Annotated in this window: 17 protein-coding genes and 1 tRNA gene; 10 read left to right on the top strand and 8 right to left on the bottom strand. The window is 69.0% G+C overall.

Annotated elements, in window-relative coordinates; translation table 11 throughout:
• Positions 1-47 precede the first annotated feature (47 nt).
• The 8 genes from ABZ318_RS12365 to rpmH all read right to left on the bottom strand — a co-directional run bounded on the left by ABZ318_RS12365 (position 48) and on the right by rpmH (position 5944).
• On the bottom strand, positions 48-1088 hold the full coding sequence (locus tag ABZ318_RS12365; protein WP_356902405.1) for a ParB/RepB/Spo0J family partition protein: 1041 nt from the start codon (positions 1086-1088) through the stop codon (positions 48-50).
• The gene (locus ABZ318_RS12360; RefSeq protein ID WP_356902404.1) at positions 1085-2161 is read right to left on the bottom strand and encodes a ParA family protein; all 1077 of its coding nucleotides are present in this window, start codon (positions 2159-2161) and stop codon (positions 1085-1087) included. The genes ABZ318_RS12365 and ABZ318_RS12360 overlap by 4 nt, the downstream gene beginning before the upstream one ends.
• A 236-nt stretch (positions 2162-2397) precedes the next feature.
• Positions 2398-3114, bottom strand: a complete 717-nt coding sequence (gene rsmG / locus ABZ318_RS12355; RefSeq protein WP_030685782.1) for a 16S rRNA (guanine(527)-N(7))-methyltransferase RsmG — start codon at positions 3112-3114, stop codon at positions 2398-2400.
• Positions 3115-3231: 117 nt separating this feature from the next.
• Positions 3232-3744 (bottom strand): R3H domain-containing nucleic acid-binding protein, encoded by a 513-nt coding sequence (locus tag ABZ318_RS12350; RefSeq protein ID WP_093875131.1) that lies wholly within the window; start codon positions 3742-3744, stop codon positions 3232-3234.
• A gap of 29 nt (positions 3745-3773) precedes the next feature.
• The gene (gene yidC, locus ABZ318_RS12345) at positions 3774-5087 is read right to left on the bottom strand and encodes a membrane protein insertase YidC (protein ID WP_356902403.1); all 1314 of its coding nucleotides are present in this window, start codon (positions 5085-5087) and stop codon (positions 3774-3776) included.
• A 3-nt stretch (positions 5088-5090) separates the two neighbouring features.
• Positions 5091-5417: a membrane protein insertion efficiency factor YidD gene (gene yidD / locus ABZ318_RS12340; RefSeq protein WP_356902402.1), complete on the bottom strand. Its 327-nt coding sequence runs from the start codon at positions 5415-5417 to the stop codon at positions 5091-5093.
• A complete protein-coding gene (gene rnpA / locus ABZ318_RS12335) occupies positions 5414-5785 on the bottom strand; it encodes a ribonuclease P protein component (RefSeq protein ID WP_356902401.1) in 372 nt (123 codons plus the stop codon). The genes yidD and rnpA overlap by 4 nt, the downstream gene beginning before the upstream one ends.
• Before the next feature lie 21 nt (positions 5786-5806).
• Positions 5807-5944, bottom strand: a complete 138-nt coding sequence (gene rpmH, locus ABZ318_RS12330; protein WP_007265229.1) for a 50S ribosomal protein L34 — start codon at positions 5942-5944, stop codon at positions 5807-5809.
• A 398-nt stretch (positions 5945-6342) separates the two neighbouring features.
• Between rpmH and dnaA the strand changes: the two genes are divergently transcribed.
• The 10 genes from dnaA to ABZ318_RS12280 all read left to right on the top strand — a co-directional run bounded on the left by dnaA (position 6343) and on the right by ABZ318_RS12280 (position 19055).
• Positions 6343-8127: a chromosomal replication initiator protein DnaA gene (gene dnaA, locus ABZ318_RS12325; RefSeq protein ID WP_356902400.1), complete on the top strand. Its 1785-nt coding sequence runs from the start codon at positions 6343-6345 to the stop codon at positions 8125-8127.
• 917 nt (positions 8128-9044) lie between these two features.
• Positions 9045-10175 (top strand): DNA polymerase III subunit beta, encoded by a 1131-nt coding sequence (gene dnaN, locus ABZ318_RS12320; protein ID WP_356902399.1) that lies wholly within the window; start codon positions 9045-9047, stop codon positions 10173-10175.
• 111 nt (positions 10176-10286) lie between these two features.
• Complete coding sequence (gene gnd / locus ABZ318_RS12315) at positions 10287-11165, top strand: phosphogluconate dehydrogenase (NAD(+)-dependent, decarboxylating) (RefSeq protein WP_356902398.1); 879 nt, start codon at positions 10287-10289, stop codon at positions 11163-11165.
• A gap of 59 nt (positions 11166-11224) precedes the next feature.
• The gene (gene recF, locus ABZ318_RS12310) at positions 11225-12346 is read left to right on the top strand and encodes a DNA replication/repair protein RecF (RefSeq protein WP_356902397.1); all 1122 of its coding nucleotides are present in this window, start codon (positions 11225-11227) and stop codon (positions 12344-12346) included.
• Positions 12343-12897: a DciA family protein gene (locus ABZ318_RS12305; protein WP_356902396.1), complete on the top strand. Its 555-nt coding sequence runs from the start codon at positions 12343-12345 to the stop codon at positions 12895-12897. Before recF ends, ABZ318_RS12305 begins: the two co-directional genes overlap by 4 nt.
• 350 nt (positions 12898-13247) lie before the next feature.
• On the top strand, positions 13248-15278 hold the full coding sequence (gene gyrB / locus ABZ318_RS12300) for a DNA topoisomerase (ATP-hydrolyzing) subunit B (RefSeq protein ID WP_356902395.1): 2031 nt from the start codon (positions 13248-13250) through the stop codon (positions 15276-15278).
• Positions 15279-15319: 41 nt separating this feature from the next.
• Positions 15320-17911, top strand: a complete 2592-nt coding sequence (gene gyrA / locus ABZ318_RS12295) for a DNA gyrase subunit A (protein WP_356902394.1) — start codon at positions 15320-15322, stop codon at positions 17909-17911.
• A 105-nt stretch (positions 17912-18016) separates the two neighbouring features.
• The gene (locus ABZ318_RS12290) at positions 18017-18577 is read left to right on the top strand and encodes a DUF3566 domain-containing protein (protein ID WP_356902393.1); all 561 of its coding nucleotides are present in this window, start codon (positions 18017-18019) and stop codon (positions 18575-18577) included.
• A gap of 123 nt (positions 18578-18700) precedes the next feature.
• Positions 18701-18774: transfer RNA gene (locus ABZ318_RS12285), tRNA-Ile, on the top strand.
• 146 nt (positions 18775-18920) lie between these two features.
• Positions 18921-19055, top strand: a complete 135-nt coding sequence (locus ABZ318_RS12280) for a DLW-39 family protein (RefSeq protein WP_003958712.1) — start codon at positions 18921-18923, stop codon at positions 19053-19055.
• Positions 19056-19192 lie beyond the last annotated feature (137 nt).

The following is a 19192-nucleotide window of genomic DNA, read 5'->3' as shown; positions in this document are numbered from 1 at the left end:
AAGACCGGAGCACGGCCCGCCCTGGGCGGTCTCGGCGAGCGGGAGGATCAGCCCTCGGAGTCCTGTTCGGCGTTCGTGCGCCCCAGGACCCGTCCCTCGCCGGGAGCGAGGGTCGAGAGGATCCGCTCCAGATCGTCCATCGAGGCGAACTCGACGACGATCTTGCCCTTCTTCTGCCCCAGGTCGACCTTCACGCGGGTCTCGAAGCGGTCCGAGAGCCGGGTGGCGAGGTCCGTCAGCGCGGGCGAGACCCGGGCGCCGGCCCGCGGCCCCTTCGGCTTGGCCGCCGACGCGGGCTCCTCGGAACCCATGAGACTCACGATCTCCTCGACGCTGCGCACCGAGAGGCCTTCGGAGACGATCCGGTACGCCAGCTTGTCCTGGGCCTCCGGGTCCTCGACACCGAGCAGGGCCCGCGCGTGTCCCGCGGAGAGCACTCCGGCGGCGACCCGGCGCTGCACCGGCAGGGAGAGCCGCAGCAGACGCAGCGTGTTGGAGATCTGCGGGCGGGACCGCCCGATCCGCTCCGCGAGCTGGTCATGGGTGCAGCCGAAGTCCTTGAGCAGCTGCTCGTAGGCGTGGGCCTCCTCGATCGCGTTCAGCTGGGCCCGGTGAAGGTTCTCCAGGAGCGCGTCCAGAAGCATCTTCTCGTCGTCGGTGTCCCGGACGATCGCCGGGATCCGCTCAAGGCCCGCCGCCGTCGAAGCCCGCAGACGACGCTCACCCATGACGAGCTCGTAGCGGTCGGCCTCGATCTTGCGCACGACCACGGGCTGGAGCAGGCCGACCTCCTTGATGGAGGTGACGAGCTCCGCCAGCGCGTCCTCGTCGAAGACCTCACGCGGCTGGTGCCGGTTGGGAACGATCGCATCGATCGGAAGCTCGGTGAAGTAGGCCCCGGCCGGAGGCTCCGGCAGAGCCACCGGCTCGGGTTCGTTCCACGTCGGGGCCGACTCCGGGGCCTGCGGGCTCCGCGGCAGCGTCGTCAGCTTCGCGGCGGCCACCCCGCGCTCGACCGGTCGTTCCTGGGGAGCAGCGGGGATCAGCGCACCGAGCCCACGCCCCAATCCCCTACGTCGCTCACTCACTGGATCCCCTCCGCCATGCTGCGCTGGTTGTTCTGGTGCCCTACATGGGCGTGCTGCGGGTCGTAGTGCACGGCGGCCCCCCGCAGGGCAATCTCACGGGCCGCTTCGAGATACGACAGGGCGCCGCTGGAGCCCGGGTCGTAGGTGAGGACCGTCTGCCCGTAGCTCGGCGCCTCCGAGATGCGGACGGACCTCGGAATGCTGGTCCGCAGCACCTCCTCGGCGAAGTGGCTGCGCACCTCGTCGGCGACCTGCGAGGCGAGCCTCGTCCTGCCGTCGTACATGGTGAGCAGGATCGTCGAGACGTGGAGCGCCGGGTTGAGGTGCCCTCGTACCAGGTCGACGTTTTTCAGGAGCTGTCCGAGCCCCTCCAGCGCGTAGTACTCGCACTGGATGGGGATCAGGACCTCCGCGCCCGCCACCATGGCGTTGACCGTGAGGAGACCGAGCGAGGGCGGGCAGTCGATCAGGATGTAGTCCAGCGGCTGCTCATAGGCCTGGATCGCCCGCTGGAGGCGGCTCTCACGTGCCACCAGGGACACCAGCTCGATCTCCGCGCCGGCGAGGTCGATGGTGGCCGGGGCGCAGAAGAGGCCCTCGACGTCCATGACCGGCTGCACCACATCGGAGAGCGGCTTGCTGTCCACCAGGACGTCGTAGATCGAGGGAACCTCGGCGTGATGGTCGATGCCGAGTGCCGTCGAGGCGTTGCCCTGCGGGTCCAGGTCGATGACCAGGACGCGGGCACCGTGCAGCGCCAGGGAGGCGGCAAGGTTGACCGTCGTGGTCGTCTTGCCCACGCCGCCCTTCTGATTGGCGACCACCATCACACGCGTCTCGGCCGGGCGGGGAAGACCCTCGCCGGCACGGCCCAGCGCCTCTACTGCCAGCTGGGCAGCACGACCGATGGGGGTGTCGTCCATCGGGGGCGGTGTTTCACGTGAAACATCCTCCCCCGCCGATTCGGTTCGGGGACCGGGGACCGGATCGGTCATCGGTCCCGCGATGTTGGCGTCGGACCGCAAGGATTCACTCTCCTCGGCTTCAGGCTCGCGATGAGGAGAGCCTGCCATGCTTTCGGGGTCGCGAACCAGCGAGGTCGGTGGTTCTGTGGGTGAATCCACCTCTGTGGACAACTCCGTAACCCTCACGGGTGGCTTCACGCGGGGTCGACGGTCCCGGGGCGTGGCAGCCGCGCGACCGCGGCTGATGATCCCCTGCAGCAGTGAGCGACGTTTCACGTGAAACACCATGCCGCCGCCGCCCGGCCGGGACCGTTCGACACTCCGAAATGGTACGTATGGGACGCTCAGCGACGCCGTCGGGTCTTGCTCGTCCGAGCGGCCTTCGCCCGCTTGGCCGCGAACCGCACACCGCCGGGGCTCTCGCCGACCTCCACCCGCACGACCGTGGACAACGGATCGACGATGCCCTCGCCCACCTGAAGCACCGAGGTCTCCACCACCCCGAGCCGGGAGAGCGCGGCGCGAGCACCGTCGATCTCCTCCTGTGCGGTGTCACCCTTGAGCGCCAGCATCTCTCCGTACGGACGCAGCAGGGGAACACCCCAGCCGGCCAGCCGGTCGAGCGGGGCCACCGCGCGGGCGGTCACCACGTGCACGGGCGTGATCTTGCCGAGCATCTCCTCCGCACGTCCCCGCACCACGGTCACGTGGTCGAGGCCGAGCAGCTCGACGACCTCCTGGAGGAAATTCGTCCTGCGCAGGAGGGGCTCCAGGAGCGTGATCTTCAGATCGGGCCGGACCAGGGCCAGGGGGATGCCGGGCAGGCCGGCGCCCGAGCCCACGTCGCAGACGGTGACGCCCTCGGGGACGACCTCCGAAAGGACGGCGCAGTTCAGCAGGTGACGCTCCCAGAGCCGCGGGACCTCGCGAGGACCGATCAGGCCGCGCTTCACACCCGCGTCCGCGAGCAGCTCCGCGTACCGCACGGCCTCCGGGAAGTACTCGCCGAAGACTGTCCGCGCCTGCTCCGGCGCCTCGGGGAGCTCCGCTGCCTCCGTCACGGGAACCGTCCTTCCGTACCGCACGCTCGCGTGCGAGCGCACTGTGGTGGCTGACTATCAAGGCTGACAAAGATCGGCCCCGCCTGTGAACAGACGGGGCCGACACTACGTGAGGGGTCAGGCCGGGAGCACAACGACGAAGCGCTGCGGCTCCTCGCCCTCGGACTCACTGCGCAGACCGGCGGCGGCGATCGCGTCGTGCACGACCTTGCGCTCGAACGGCGTCATCGGGTCCAGCTTGACCGGCTGACCGGTGGACTTCACCTCGGCCGCGGCCTTGGCACCCAGCTCGGCGAGCTCGGAGCGCTTCTTGGCACGGAAGCCGGCGATGTCGAGCATCAGTCGGCTGCGGTCACCGGTCTCGCGGTGCACCGCAAGGCGCGTCAGCTCCTGGAGCGCCTCCAGGACCTCACCGTCGCGGCCCACGAGCTTCTGCAGGTCGCGGCTGCTGGAGTCGCTGATGATCGAGACCGCAGCCCGGTCCGCCTCGACGTCCATGTCGATGTCGCCGTCGAGGTCGGCGATGTCGAGCAGGCCCTCGAGGTAGTCGGCCGCGATCTCACCCTCCTGCTCCAGGCGGGTCAGGGTGTCGCCACCCTCGGCGGCGGCGGAGGTGGTGCCTTCCGTCACGGATGGACTCCTTCTTGCTTCGGGGAGGCTTACTTCTTGGAGGACGGGTGCTTGGGCCGCTGCTGGCCCTTGCGCTGCCCCTGGCCGGACTTGCCCTGACGCGAGCCACCGGAGTTGGCACGGCTTCCACGCTGGGGCTTGTCGCCCTGCGTCTCGGCCTTGGCCTCGGTGGCAGTCGACCCCTGGGGCTTCTTCTCGAGCGAGGTGGTCGCCTCTTCGGCGGCCGGCTCGGAGCCTTCCTCGGAGTCCTTCACCACGGGCTGCGGGGCCGCGGAGGCCTGGCGCTGGGACTTGGTCTGGCGCTTGGGCTGCTGGCGCCTGGCGGCACCGCCCTCGGCCTCGGCCACGATCGTGTCGCTCTTGATCACGGTGCCGTCCGGCTGGGCGGCGAAGCCGGCCTTGGACAGGCCCGCGAAGAAGCGGCGCTCGTTCTCGTTGCGGTCGCTGCCCTTGGCGACGATCACCTTGACGATGTTCTTCCGGCGGCGGCCCTGGACCTCACCGTGGTGCGTGATGCTCTTCAGCAGGCGCTGGAGGTAGGCGTCCTGCGCCTTGCTGCCCGGGGTCGGGTTCTGGTTGATCACGTACATCTGCTGGCCCATGGTCCACACGTTGGTGGTCAGCCAGTAGACGAGGACACCGACGGGGAAGTTGATGCCCATGCCGGCGAAGATCAGCGGGAAGATGTACATGAGCATCTTCTGCTGCTGCATGTACGGGGTCTTCACCGAGAGGTCGACGTTCTTCATCATCAGCTGGCGCTGGGTGAAGAACTGCGAGGCCGACATCATCACGATCATGACCGCGGTGACGATGCGGACCGACGTGAGCGAGGCGTCGAGGGCGGCGACGTCAGCGGCGGAGTCCATGAACTTCGACGCCAGCGGGGCACCGAAGATGTGGGCCTGACGGGCGCTGGCGAGCAGCGGACCGTCGATGACGCCGATCTCCTTGCCCGAGGCGATCGCGGAGAGCACGTGGTACAGGGCGAAGAAGAACGGGGACTGCGCCAGGATGGGAAGGCACGAGGAGAGCGGGTTGGTGCCCGTCTCCTTGTACAGCTTCATCATCTCTTCGGACTGACGCTGCTTGTCGCTCTTGTAGCGCTCCTGGATCGCCTTCATCTTCGGCTGGAGCGCCTGCATGTTCCGCGTCGACTTGATCTGCTTGACGAAGAGCGGGATCAGGCAGATACGGATCAGCACCACGAGGGACACGATGGACAGGCCCCAGGCCCAGCCCGTGTCGGGACCGAAGATCGCCCCGTACACCTTGTGGAACTGGACGATGACCCAGGAAACGGGCCAGGTGATGAAGCTGAACAGACTGGCAATCGTGTCCACTAATCAGGCTCCTTGAGCATTGGGCGAGGTCTCGGCGGCCGGGCTCGTCTCGGCGGGGGACCCGCCCTTGTCGCCGCGCAGCGCGTTCCGCAGCATCTCGTGCCAGCGGGGACGCTTGCGCGGGGGGACGTGATCCACGCCGCCGGGCGACCACGGGTTGCACCGCAGGAGGCGCCAGGCGGTCAGGGCCGTGCCCTTGATCGCGCCATGCCGGTCGATGGCCGTGAATCCGTAGTGGGAACACGACGGGTAGTACCGGCAGACGGGGCCCAGGAGAGGGCTGATCGTCCACTGGTACAGCTTGATGAGAGCCAGCAGCGGGTACTTCATCGCGCGCCCCCTCCCAGCAGCCGCTGGAGAGCAGCGTCCAGGTCTCGGGCCAGCTGTGCGTGGTCGGCGTCGCCGGCTCCGGGCAACGCCCGTACGACCACCAGGCTACCGGGGGGCAGCATGGAGATGCGGTCGCGGACGAGATGGCGCAGGCGTCGCTTCACCTGGTTGCGTACGACCGCCCCGCCCACGGCCTTGCTCACGACGAAACCCGCACGCGTCGGGGGAGCGCTCTCCCCAGGCGCGTGCGGGTCCGTTGCACCGCTGCGTAGGTGGACGACGAGGAGCGGGCGACCGGCCCGGCGACCTCGGCGTACCGCGGTTGCGAAGTCCTCGCGCCGCCTCAGCCGATTCTCGGTAGGCAGCACGTCATGACCTGTTTAAGTGGATCAGGCGGACAGCGCCGAGCGACCCTTGGAACGGCGGTTCGCAAGGATGGCGCGACCGGCACGCGTACGCATGCGCAGGCGGAAGCCGTGGGTCTTCGCGCGACGACGGTTGTTCGGCTGGAAGGTGCGCTTGCTCACTCGGGGGCTCCAGAAATGATTCGTAGATGGCGGGACATCGCCTGGCTGTCACCGTGCGCCCACGAGTAGCTCGCAATACGCCCGAGTGCACCGCTACACGATCACAGACCGTGATCTTTGCCCATCGGAGGCAGGCGGCAGCAGCCATCGACAACTCGACCTGGTTACGGTACGCGCGGCTACGCCATCCGGTCAAACCGACCTGTCGCCACCCCCCATTGTGCACAGGCTGTGGACAACAACTTGAACCACGTCATCCGCCCCGACTACCGTGGACGACCTCCACAATCTTTATTCCGTTCTGTCCTCACCTGTCCTCGACGGACCCATCCTCACGGACTTCGACCCACCGTCCCCGCGAACCACACCATCGTGGGACCTTCGAGAAAGCGTGCCCTGTGGCTGACGTACCTGCCGATCTTGCCGCAGTGTGGCCACGCGTCCTCGAGCAGCTCCTCGCCGAGGGCCAGCAGGGAATCGAGCCCAAGGACAAACAGTGGATCGAGCGCTGCCAGCCGCTCGCCCTGGTCGCCGACACGGCCCTGCTCGCCGTCCCCAACGAGTGGGGCAAGCGGGTCCTGGAGGGCCGGCTCGCCCCGTTGATCAGCGAGACCCTGAGCCGTGAGTGCGGCCGGCCGATCCGGATCGCGATCACCGTCGACGACTCCGTCGGCGAGCCGACCCCGCCGGCGCCCCCGGTGCAGCAGCCGCAGCAGCCCCGCTACGACGAGCGCACGCAGCCCGACCCGTACGAGAAGTACGAGGGCTACGGCCATCGGCCGATGCCCGACGACGGGCTGCCCACCGCGCGCCCCGCCTATCCGGACTACCAGCAGCAGCGGCCCGACCCCGGCGCCTGGCCCCGCACCCAGGAGGACCTCTCCTGGCAGCAGCCTCGGCTCGGCGGCTACCAGGAGCGCGCCCCGTACACCGGCCCGGAGCAGTCCCGGGGGACCCGCTACGACGAGCCCGCCCGCGGCTACGAGCAGCAGCGGCCCGAGCGCGCCGAGCTGCCCGACCCGCAGAACCACGGCCCGCGTCCCGGTCCCCGCCCCGGCGGCCCCGTCCCCGGACCGGGCGGCGGCCACGGACCGGGCGGCGGCCACGGCTCCTCGTCCTCCGGGCAGGGCGCCGGCGCCCCGGGCGAGCAGCACGCGCGACTGAACCCCAAATACCTCTTCGACACGTTCGTCATCGGTTCCTCGAACCGGTTCGCGCACGCGGCCGCCGTCGCGGTGGCCGAGGCGCCGGCGAAGGCGTACAACCCGCTCTTCATCTACGGGGAGTCGGGTCTCGGCAAGACCCACCTGCTGCACGCGATCGGGCACTACGCGCGGAGCCTCTACCCGGGCACGCGCGTGCGCTACGTGAGCTCCGAGGAGTTCACCAACGAGTTCATCAACTCGATCCGCGACGGCAAGGGCGACGCCTTCCGCAAGCGCTACCGCGACGTGGACATCCTGCTCGTCGACGACATCCAGTTCCTGGCGAGCAAGGAGTCGACGCAGGAGGAGTTCTTCCACACCTTCAACACCCTGCACAACGCGAACAAGCAGATCGTGCTCTCCTCGGACCGGCCGCCCAAGCAGCTGGTCACCCTGGAGGACCGGCTCCGCAACCGCTTCGAGTGGGGCCTCACCACCGATGTGCAGCCGCCGGAGCTGGAGACGCGCATCGCGATCCTCCGCAAGAAGGCGGTGCAGGAGCAGCTCAACGCCCCGCCGGAGGTACTGGAGTTCATCGCGTCCCGGATCTCGCGGAACATCCGCGAGCTGGAGGGCGCGCTGATCCGGGTGACGGCCTTCGCGAGCCTCAACCGGCAGCCGGTGGACCTCGGACTCACCGAGATCGTTCTCAAGGACCTGATCCCCGGCGGCGAGGACAGCTCCCCGGAGATCACCGCTCCCGCGATCATGGCGGCCACGGCCGACTACTTCGGCCTGACGGTGGAGGACCTCTGTGGATCCTCGCGCAGCCGCGTCCTGGTGACGGCCCGGCAGATCGCCATGTACCTGTGCCGTGAGCTCACGGACCTGTCGCTGCCGAAGATCGGCGCGCAGTTCGGCGGCCGCGACCACACGACGGTGATGCACGCGGACCGGAAGATCCGTGCCCTGATGGCGGAGCGGCGCTCCATCTACAACCAGGTCACCGAGCTCACCAACCGCATCAAGAACGGCTGACGCCTGGTCACCAGGGCCTCTCGCACGGGCCTCCTGCGACCTCTCCAGGGCGCTCCGGGACACCTCCCGGAGCGCCCTTCGCCGTTCCCGGAGGCCTCCTTCGCCGTTCCCGGAGGCCTCCTTCGCCGTTCCCGGAGGCCTCCTTCGCCGTTCCTGGAGGCGTCCCGCGCCGCGCCCGCGGTCCCCAGCCCGCGTCGGCCTGTTCGATTCCCATGTTCCGGTGGCAGGTTCTCCACAGATTGCGGGATGATCTCCCGTCCACAGGGTGGGGACTGTCGAGTTATCCGGATTGTGTCCACAGGCCTGCCTGGTGACAGCTCATCACCCCAGGTCAGGCCCCTGTGGAATTGTTGGCAAACGATTTCCACAGCCTGTGGATGAATCCTTCGTCCACAGGACGTCTCGAAGGTTGTCCACCGGGCGCCCACAGGGAGGAGTCGGTTGCCCACAGCTTCTCCACACCGCTGTCCACTGTTCGGCAACGAAACACGTCTACTCACTGAGACGAGTGAAAGCGGTCACACCAAGGGAGACGTTTGGGCTGTGGGGAACCTGGGGAAAGCTGGGGACAGCGCTGGGGAGAACTCCCCATGGCCTGTGTACCGGCTGTGCAGAACTTTCGAGTGTCCACAGAGACCCCCGGTTGTCCACGGGTTCCACCCACAGGGGCAGTGGACAAAAAACAGGGCCTGAGCTGGGGAAACGACGTTATCCACGGTTTCCACAGGCCCTACTACTACTCCCACATAGAGTTAGCCCGGAATTCGCTTCGAAGTGGGACCTGTGCACAACTCGGCGCCGGAGCTCCGTCGCGCTCTCGTCTCGACTTGACCCCGAGCAGCACCGAGTGTCGGTGGCGTGCGTCAGACTGGTTCCCGCAGTCGACGAAGAGCCAGCAACAGCAGGAGGCGGTTCCGGTGAAGATCCGGGTGGAGCGCGATGTACTCGCGGAGGCGGTGGCCTGGGTGGCCCGCAGCCTTCCGGCCCGTCCGCCGGCGCCCGTGCTCGCGGGCCTTCTCCTGAAGGCCGAGGACGGCGCCCTGAGCTTCTCGAGCTTCGACTACGAGGTCTCGGCGCGGGTCTCGGTCGAGGCCGAGGTGGAGGAGGACGGCACCGTCCTCGTCTCCGGCCGGCTGCTCGCCGACATCTGCCGCGCCCTCCCCAACCGCCCCGTGGAGATTTCCACAGACGGTGTACGGGCGACTGTGGTCTGCGGCTCCTCCCGCTTCACCCTCCACACCCTGCCTGTGGAGGAGTACCCGGCGCTGCCGGAGATGCCCACCGCGACCGGCACCGTCCCCGGTGAGGTCTTCGCCTCCGCCGCCGCGCAGGTGGCCATCGCCGCCGGCCGGGACGACACGCTGCCCGTCCTCACCGGTGTGCGCATCGAGATCGAGGGCGACACGGTCACCCTGGCCTCCACCGACCGCTACCGCTTCGCGGTCCGCGAGTTCCTGTGGAAGCCGGAGTCCCCGGACGCCTCCGCGGTCGCCCTGGTGCCCGCGAAGACCCTCCTGGACACCGCCAAGGCGCTCACCAGCGGCGACACGGTGACCCTGGCGCTCTCGGGCTCCGGCAAGGGCGAGGGCCTCATCGGCTTCGAGGGCGCGGGCCGCCGCACCACCACCCGCCTCCTGGAGGGCGACCTCCCGAAGTACCGGACGCTCTTCCCCACCGAGTTCAACTCGATCGCGGTGATCGAGACCGCCCCCTTCGTGGAGGCCGTGAAGCGCGTGGCCCTGGTGGCCGAGCGCAACACCCCGGTGCGGCTGAGCTTCGAGCAGGGCGTGCTGATCCTGGAGGCCGGCTCCAGCGACGATGCACAGGCTGTGGAGCGTGTGGACGCGCAGCTGGACGGCGACGACATCTCGATCGCCTTCAACCCGACCTTCCTGCTGGAGGGCCTGAGCGCGATCGGCTCCCCGGTCGCCCAGCTCTCCTTCACGACCTCCACGAAGCCGGCGCTGCTGAGCGGCAAGCCCGCGCTCGACGCGGAGGCGGACGAGGCCTACAAGTACCTGATCATGCCGGTGCGGCTGAGCGGCTGAGGCCCCTCGTCGGGGGTCGTCGCCTGAGCGGCTGACCCCACAGGTGTGCACGGGGGTCCGGGCGTAGGCTCGGACCCGGGTACACCGCACACGACGCTTAAGGAATCTCTGATGGAGCTCGGTCTCGTCGGTCTCGGCAAGATGGGCGGCAACATGCGTGAGCGCATCCGCCGCGCAGGCCACACCGTCATCGGATACGACCGCAACCCGGACCTCGCCGATGTCCACAGCCTCGAAGAACTTGTGGGCAAGCTCAAGGGCCCGCGCGTCGTGTGGGTCATGGTGCCGGCCGGTGCCGCGACCCAGTCCACCATCGACGAGCTGGCCGAGCTGCTCTCCCCCGGCGACATCGTCGTGGACGGCGGGAACTCGCGCTGGACGGACGACGAGAAGCACGCCGAGGAGCTCGCCGCCAAGGGCATCGGCTTCGTCGACTGCGGCGTCTCCGGCGGCGTCTGGGGCCTGGAGAACGGCTACGCGCTGATGTACGGCGGCGACGCCGAGCACGTGGCGAAGGTCCAGCCGATCTTCGACGCGCTGAAGCCCGAGGGCGAGTTCGGCTCGGTCCACGCGGGCAAGGTCGGCGCCGGCCACTTCGCGAAGATGGTCCACAACGGCATCGAGTACGCGATGATGCAGGCCTACGCCGAGGGCTGGGAGCTCCTGGAGAAGGTCGACTCCGTCACCGACGTGCGCGAGGTCTTCCGCTCCTGGCAGGAGGGCACGGTCATCCGTTCCTGGCTGCTCGACCTCGCGGTGAACGCGCTGGACGAGGACGAGCACCTGGACAAGCTGCGGGGCTACGCGGAGGACTCCGGCGAGGGCCGGTGGACGGTCGAGGCCGCCATCGACAACGCCGTCCCGCTGCCGGCGATCACCGCGTCGCTGTTCGCGCGGTTCGCCTCCCGTCAGGACGACTCCCCGCAGATGAAGATGATCGCCGCGCTGCGCAACCAGTTCGGCGGCCACGCGGTCGAGACGAAGAAGTAATCCACAGGCTGTGCACCCCGCGGTGCGCAGCCGCCGGGGGAAGAAGGTCGGCGCCCACCATGCACGTCACGCATCTCTCGCTGGCCGACTTCCGCTCCTACGCCCGGGTCGAGGTCCCGCTCGACCCGGGCGTCACCGCTTTCGTGGGCGCGAACGGCCAGGGCAAGACCAATCTGGTCGAGGCCGTCGGCTACCTCGCCACCCTCGGCAGCCACCGCGTCGCCTCCGACGCCCCGCTCGTCCGGATGGGGGCGGAGCGCGCGGTCATCCGCGCCGCCGTCACCCAGGGCGAGCGCTCCCAGCTGATCGAGCTGGAACTCAACCCGGGCCGCGCCAACCGCGCCCGCATCAACAGGTCCTCGCAGGTCAGACCCCGTGATGTGCTGGGGATCCTCCGGACCGTGCTGTTCGCCCCCGAGGACCTCGCCCTGATCAAGGGCGACCCCGGCGAGCGCCGGCGCTTCCTCGACGAGCTGATCACGGCGCGCACGCCGCGCATGGCGGGCGTGCGCTCCGACTACGAGCGCGTCCTCAAGCAGCGCAACACGCTCCTGAAGTCCGCGGCGATGGCCCGGCGGCACGGCGGCCGGGGCATGGACCTGTCCACCCTGGACGTGTGGGACCAGCACCTGGCCAGGGCGGGCGCCGAGCTGCTCGCCCAGCGGCTCGACCTCATCGCCGTACTGCAGCCGCTCGCCGACAAGGCGTACGAGCAGCTCGCGCCCGGCGGCGGACCGATCCTGCTGGAGTACCGCCCCTCCGCGCCGGGCTCCGGGCACACCCGCGAGGCGCTGTACGAACAGCTGCTCGCCGCCCTCGCCGAGGTCCGCAAGCAGGAGGTCGAGCGGGGCGTCACGCTCGTCGGCCCCCACCGGGACGAGCTGCTCCTGAAGCTCGGCGACCTTCCCGCGAAGGGGTACGCGAGCCACGGCGAGTCCTGGTCGTACGCGCTGGCGCTCCGCCTCGCCTCGTACGACCTGCTGCGCGCCGAGGGCAACGAACCGGTCCTCGTCCTCGATGACGTCTTCGCCGAGCTGGACGCGCGGCGGCGCGAGCGGCTCGCGGAGCTGGTGGCACCGGGCGAGCAGGTGCTTGTCACGGCGGCGGTCGACGACGACGTGCCGGGCGTGCTCGCGGGCACCCGATATGCCGTGTCCGGCGGGACGGTGGAGCGGGTGTGAGCGAAGAAAAGCTTCCCCAGCCTGTGGACGGTCCCGTCGTGCCCGAGCCCTCGGGCGTCGACCTCGCCCGGGTCGCGCTGCGCGCCGCCAAGGAGCAGGCGAAGGCGCGGGGCGCGGCGGCGGCGCAGAAGAAGCAGGCCCGGCGCGGGGGCGGGCTGCGCTCCGGCGCGCGCGCCGACGGGCGCGATCCGATGGCGCTCGGCGCCGCGATCAACCGGCTGATCACCGAGCGGGGCTGGGAGACCCCGGCGGCGGTGGGCGGGGTCATGGGCCGCTGGCCCCAGATCGTCGGCGAGGACCTGGCGAAGCACTGCGTACCGCTGAAGTTCGACGACGAGCCGGACGCGCGGGTGCTGACGGTGCAGTGCGACTCGACGGTGTGGGCGACGCAACTGCGGTTGCTGGCGCCGAGGCTTGTCGCGCGACTGAACGAGGACCTGGGACACGGGACCGTGCGGATGATCAAGGTGCTGGGGCCCGGCGCACCCCGGCGGGGGTACGGGCCGCTGCGGGCGCCCGGCAGCGTGGGGCCCGGGGACACGTACGGGTAGTACGGGGCCGGTCCTCGTGGTGCGGGCCCGGGCGGAGGGCGCCGCGCGGGCGGGCTGTGCCCACCCGTTCCGCCCTGCGGAACGATCGCCCACAGAGGTGCGGAACGCATGCCCGCGGCGGGTGCCACTGGCCGTCACCGCCCGAAGCGCTGGGTGGCCGCCAGGGGCCCCTGGAGCCCCTATCCGGATATGGGGAGTCGTCTCGCGCCCGCCCAGGGCGGCACATGCGCATTCAGGTACCGGCAAACCCCCATGAGTGTCGGAGCTACCGGTAGACTGGAAGACAATCCCGCCACCCTGCGGAACATGTCGAACGACGCAGCCGCTCCCGTATGCCCGGAGAACGGCTTGTGCTGTGCCAGAAAGGGCGCTTCGTGGCCGATTCCGGCAACCCCAACGAGAACAACCAGTACACCGCCAGCAACATCCAGGTGCTCGAGGGCCTGGATGCGGTGCGCAAGCGCCCCGGCATGTACATCGGCTCGACCGGTGAGCGCGGTCTGCACCACATGGTGCAGGAGGTCGTCGACAACTCGGTCGACGAAGCCCTGGCCGGTCACGCGGACACCATCGACGTGACGATCCTGGCCGACGGCGGCGTCCGCGTCGTCGACAACGGCCGCGGCATCCCCGTCGGCATCGTCGAGTCCGAGGGCAAGCCGGCCGTCGAGGTCGTGCTGACGGTCCTGCACGCGGGCGGCAAGTTCGGCGGCGGCGGCTACGCCGTCTCCGGCGGTCTGCACGGCGTCGGCGTGTCGGTCGTGAACGCCCTGTCCACCAGGGTCTCCGTCGAGATCAAGACGGATGGCCACCGCTGGACTCAGGACTACAAGATGGGCGTCCCGACCGCGCCCCTCGCGAAGCACGAGGCGACCTCCGAGACCGGCACCTCGGTCACGTTCTGGTCCGACCCGGACATCTTCGAGACGACCGAGTACTCCTTCGAGACGCTCTCGCGCCGCTTCCAGGAGATGGCCTTCCTCAACAAGGGCCTGACCATCTCGCTCACCGACGAGCGCGAGTCGGCGAAGGCCACGGTCGGCGCCGACGACCCGGACGCCGAGGCCGCCGCCGAGCCGGCCGCACGCACGGTGAAGTACCACTACGAGGGCGGCATCGTCGACTTCGTGACGTACCTCAACTCGCGCAAGGGCGAGCTGATCAACCCCACCGTCATCGACATCGAGGCCGAGGACAAGGAGCGCACGCTCTCGGTCGAGATCGCGATGCAGTGGAACTCCTCGTACAGCGAGGGCGTGTACTCCTTCGCGAACACGATCCACACCCACGAGGGCGGTACGCACGAGGAGGGCTTCCGCGCCGCGCTGACCACGCTGGTCAACAAGTACGCGCGCGACAAGAAGCTGCTCCGCGAGAAGGACGACAACCTCACGGGCGACGACATCCGCGAGGGTCTGACCGCGATCATCTCCGTCAAGCTCGGCGAGCCGCAGTTCGAGGGCCAGACGAAGACGAAGCTCGGCAACACCGAGGCGAAGACCTTCGTGCAGAAGGTCGTCCACGAGCACCTGACGGACTGGTTCGACCGCAACCCGAACGAGGCCGCGGACATCATCCGCAAGGGCATCCAGGCCGCCACCGCGCGCGTGGCCGCCCGCAAGGCGCGCGACCTGACCCGCCGCAAGGGCCTCCTGGAGTCGGCGTCGCTGCCCGGCAAGCTCTCCGACTGCCAGTCGAACGACCCGTCCAAGTGCGAGATCTTCATCGTCGAGGGCGACTCCGCCGGCGGCTCGGCCAAGTCCGGCCGCAACCCGATGTACCAGGCCATCCTGCCGATCCGCGGCAAGATCCTGAACGTCGAGAAGGCCCGGATCGACAAGATCCTGCAGAACACCGAGGTCCAGGCGCTGATCTCCGCCTTCGGCACCGGCGTGCACGAGGACTTCGACATCGAGAAGCTCCGCTATCACAAGATCATCCTGATGGCGGACGCCGACGTCGACGGCCAGCACATCAACACCCTGCTGCTGACCTTCCTCTTCCGCTTCATGCGGCCGCTGGTCGAGGCCGGGCACGTCTACCTCTCCCGCCCGCCGCTCTACAAGATCAAGTGGGGCCGGGACGACTTCGAGTACGCCTACTCGGACCGGGAGCGGGACGCGCTCGTCGAGCTGGGCAAGCAGAACGGCAAGCGGATCCGCGAGGACTCGATCCAGCGCTTCAAGGGTCTCGGCGAGATGAACGCCGAGGAGCTGCGCGTCACCACCATGGACGTCGAGCACCGCGTGCTCGGCCAGGTCACCCTGGACGACGCCGCCCAGGCCGACGACCTGTTCTCGGTGCTGATGGGCGAGGACGTCGAGGCACGGCGCTCCTTCATCCAGCGCAATGCCAAGGACGTTCGCTTCCTCGACATCTGAGTCGGTCTCAGCTGACCGTACGAAAGGACTGACGACCAGCAATGGCCGACGAAAACACCTCCGGCACCACCGAAGAGCAGGAGCCCGTGCTGCGGATCGAGCCCGTCGGGCTCGAGACCGAGATGCAGCGCTCGTACCTCGACTACGCGATGTCCGTCATCGTGTCCCGCGCGCTGCCCGACGTACGGGACGGCCTCAAGCCCGTCCACCGGCGCGTGCTCTACGCGATGTACGACGGCGGCTACCGGCCCGAGAAGGGCTTCTACAAGTGCGCCCGCGTCGTCGGTGACGTCATGGGCACGTACCACCCGCACGGCGACTCCTCGATCTACGACGCGCTCGTCCGTCTCGCCCAGCCCTGGTCGATGCGCATGCCGCTCGTCGACTCCAACGGCAACTTCGGCTCCCCGGGCAACGACCCGGCCGCCGCCATGCGCTACACCGAGTGCAAGATGGCGCCGCTGTCGATGGAGATGCTCCGCGACATCGACGAGGAGACCGTCGACTTCACGGACAACTACGACGGCCGCAACCAGGAGCCGACGGTCCTCCCGGCCCGGTTCCCGAACCTGCTGGTCAACGGCTCCGCCGGCATCGCCGTCGGCATGGCCACCAACATCCCGCCGCACAACCTGCGCGAGGTCGCGGCCGGCGCCCAGTGGGCCCTCGAACACCCCGAGGCCACCCACGAGGAGCTCCTCGACGCGCTGATCGAGCGGATCAAGGGCCCGGACTTCCCCACCGGCGCGCTCGTCGTCGGCCGCAAGGGCATCGAGGAGGCGTACCGCACCGGCCGCGGCTCGATCACGATGCGCGCGGTCGTCGAGGTCGAGGAGATCCAGAACCGCCAGTGCCTGGTGGTCACGGAGCTGCCCTACCAGACCAACCCGGACAACCTCGCGCAGAAGATCGCCGACCTGGTGAAGGACGGCAAGATCGGCGGCATCGCCGACGTCCGCGACGAGACCTCGTCCCGGACCGGCCAGCGCCTGGTGATCGTCCTCAAGCGCGACGCCGTCGCCAAGGTCGTCCTCAACAACCTGTACAAGCACACCGACCTGCAGACGAACTTCGGCGCGAACATGCTGGCGCTCGTCGACGGCGTGCCGCGCACCCTCTCGCTCGACGCGTTCATCCGCCACTGGGTGACGCACCAGATCGAGGTCATCGTCCGCCGGACCAAGTTCCGGCTGCGCAAGGCCGAGGAGCGCGCCCACATCCTGCGCGGTCTGCTCAAGGCCCTCGACGCGATCGACGAGGTCATCGCGCTCATCCGGCGCAGCGACACCGTCGAGGTCGCCCGGACCGGCCTGATGGACCTGCTGAGCATCGACGAGATCCAGGCCAACGCGATCCTGGAGATGCAGCTCCGCCGGCTCGCCGCCCTGGAGCGGCAGAAGATCGTCGCCGAGCACGACGAGCTCCAGGCGAAGATCGACGAGTACAACGCGATCCTGGCCTCGCCGGAGAAGCAGCGCACGATCGTCAGCGAGGAACTGGCCGCGCTCGTCGAGAAGTTCGGCGACGACCGCCGCTCCAAGCTGGTGCCCTTCGACGGCGACATGTCCATCGAGGACCTGATCGCCGAGGAGGACATCGTCGTCACCATCACGCGTGGCGGCTACGTGAAGCGGACGAAGACCGAGGACTACCGCTCGCAGAAGCGCGGCGGCAAGGGCGTGCGCGGCACGAAGCTGAAGCAGGACGACATCGTCGACCACTTCTTCGTCTCCACCACCCACCACTGGCTGCTCTTCTTCACCAACAAGGGCCGGGTCTACCGGGCCAAGGCGTACGAGCTGCCGGACGCCGGCCGGGACGCGCGCGGCCAGCACGTGGCCAACCTGCTGGCCTTCCAGCCGGACGAGCAGATCGCCCAGATCCTGGCGATCCGCGACTACGAGGCCGCGCCGTACCTGGTGCTCGCGACCAAGGCCGGCCTGGTGAAGAAGACCGCGCTGAAGGACTACGACTCGCCCCGCTCGGGCGGTGTCATCGCGATCAACCTCCGGGAGACCGCGGACGGCAGCGACGACGAGCTGATCGGTGCCGAGCTGGTCTCCTCCGAGGACGATCTGCTCCTCGTCTCCAAGAAGGCGCAGTCGATCCGCTTCACCGCCACGGACGAGGCGCTGCGCCCGATGGGACGCGCCACCTCGGGCGTCAAGGGGATGAGTTTCCGCGAGGACGACGAGCTTCTCTCGATGAATGTCGTCCGGCCCGGTACTTTCGTCTTCACCGCGACCGACGGCGGGTACGCGAAGCGCACCCCCGTCGACGAGTACCGCGTCCAGGGCCGTGGCGGCCTCGGTATCAAGGCCGCCAAGATCGTGGAGGACCGCGGCTCGCTCGTGGGCGCGCTGGTGGTCGAGGAGACCGACGAGATCCTCGCCATCACGCTGTCCGGCGGTGTGATTCGTACGCGAGTCAACGAAGTCAGGGAGACCGGCCGTGACACCATGGGCGTCCAGCTGATCAACCTGGGCAAGCGCGATGCCGTCGTCGGCATCGCACGGAACGCCGAGGCCGGTGGCGACGACGAGGACGTCGACGATGCCGAGGGCGCCGTGGAGGCGTCCGAGGTCGAGGCGGTCGAGGGCACGGAGCCCTCGACCGGGGAGCACGAGGAGTAGAGCGTGAGTGGAGCCACGGGCGCCGGATCGGCGGCTGCCGGAGCTTCTGCTGGTGCTGGAGCGAACGGTGCCCGTGGTTCCGCCACGGACTCCCAGGGGGTTGCGGTGACGGACACTCGGGGGCAGCAGCCCTCGTACGACACGTACAACGGGCCACTGCCCGGCGAGCGCCCCCAGGGGCAGCCGGGCGGGCCCTACCACCCGCCGCAGGCGTACGGCACGCCTGCGGGCGGTACGCAGGGCGGGCAGACCGGGGCCGTGCGCCGGCCGCGGACCGGGGCGCGCACGACGCCCCGGACGCGCAAGGCGCGGCTGCGGGTGGCCAAGGCCGACCCGTGGTCGGTCATGAAGGTGAGCTTCCTGCTCTCCATCGCGCTGGGCATCTGCACGGTCGTGGCCGCCGCGGTGCTGTGGATGGTCATGGACGCCATGGGCGTCTTCTCGACGGTCGGCGGCACGATCAGCGAGGCCACGGGCTCGAACGAGTCCAACGGCTTCGACCTGCAGTCGTTCCTGTCGCTGCCGCGGGTCCTGATGTTCACCTCGGTGATCGCCGTGATCGACGTGGTTCTGATGACCGCCCTCGCGACGCTGGGCGCCTTCATCTACAACCTGTCGGCCGGCTTCGTGGGCGGTGTGGAGCTCACGCTGGCGGAGGACGAGTAGTCCGCGTGGGGCCGGTCCTCGCAGCATCTCTCAGGGCCTCCGGCCCGGGCGATTTTGGGACTGGCCCCCACGTGCGCTAATGTTCAGGAGTCAGCGCGCGGGACACACACCGCAGAGCGCGGCGGGGCTATAGCTCAGTTGGTTAGAGCGCATCCCTGATAAGGATGAGGCCACAGGTTCAAATCCTGTTAGCCCCACAGATCGGATCGACCCGGATGGTACGCCATCCGGGTCGATCTGTTTGTGTGAGGTTTGAAGCCCGCACAGGTCACCGATCGGTATCGGTCGATGTGTAGAGTGGGCGTCAGAAGTCTCCTACGTCAACGAAAGACGAGGTCGCGCGGTGAAGAAGCTTCTCCTGGTCGCACTGGCCGCCATCGGCGGGCTCCTCGTGTACCGCCAGATCCAGGCGGATCGCGCTGAGCAGGACCTGTGGACGGAGGCGACCGACTCCGTGCCCGCAGGCTCCGGTGTCTGAGAGACACACATTCTGTGGGTGAAGCCCCGGCCGCACGAGCGGACCGGGGCTTCACCGCGTTGTGGCGCCTTCCGTGATTCGCCAGCGCGAATCACGTGCTTGCTCAAGCAAAGTCATCGTCTGGCGGCCCCGTGAAA

This window comes from Streptomyces sp. NPDC006197 (genome assembly GCF_040613865.1).
GTDB lineage: Bacteria > Actinomycetota > Actinomycetes > Streptomycetales > Streptomycetaceae > Streptomyces.
The sequence above is the reverse complement of the archived record's forward strand: the minus strand, read 5'-3'. Positions and strand labels throughout refer to the sequence as shown.

Bases quoted from the DNA above. Each gene is read 5' to 3' on its own strand.
- gnd (WP_356902398.1), top strand. From the start codon at position 10,287: ATGGAGCTCGGTCTCGTCGGTCTCGGCAAGATGGGCGGCAACATGCGT.
- recF (WP_356902397.1), top strand. From the start codon at position 11,225: ATGCACGTCACGCATCTCTCGCTGGCCGACTTCCGCTCCTACGCCCGG.
- yidD (WP_356902402.1), bottom strand. From the start codon at position 5,417: ATGAAGTACCCGCTGCTGGCTCTCATCAAGCTGTACCAGTGGACGATC.
- ABZ318_RS12360 (WP_356902404.1), bottom strand. From the start codon at position 2,161: ATGGCAGGCTCTCCTCATCGCGAGCCTGAAGCCGAGGAGAGTGAATCC.
- gyrA (WP_356902394.1), top strand. From the start codon at position 15,320: ATGGCCGACGAAAACACCTCCGGCACCACCGAAGAGCAGGAGCCCGTG.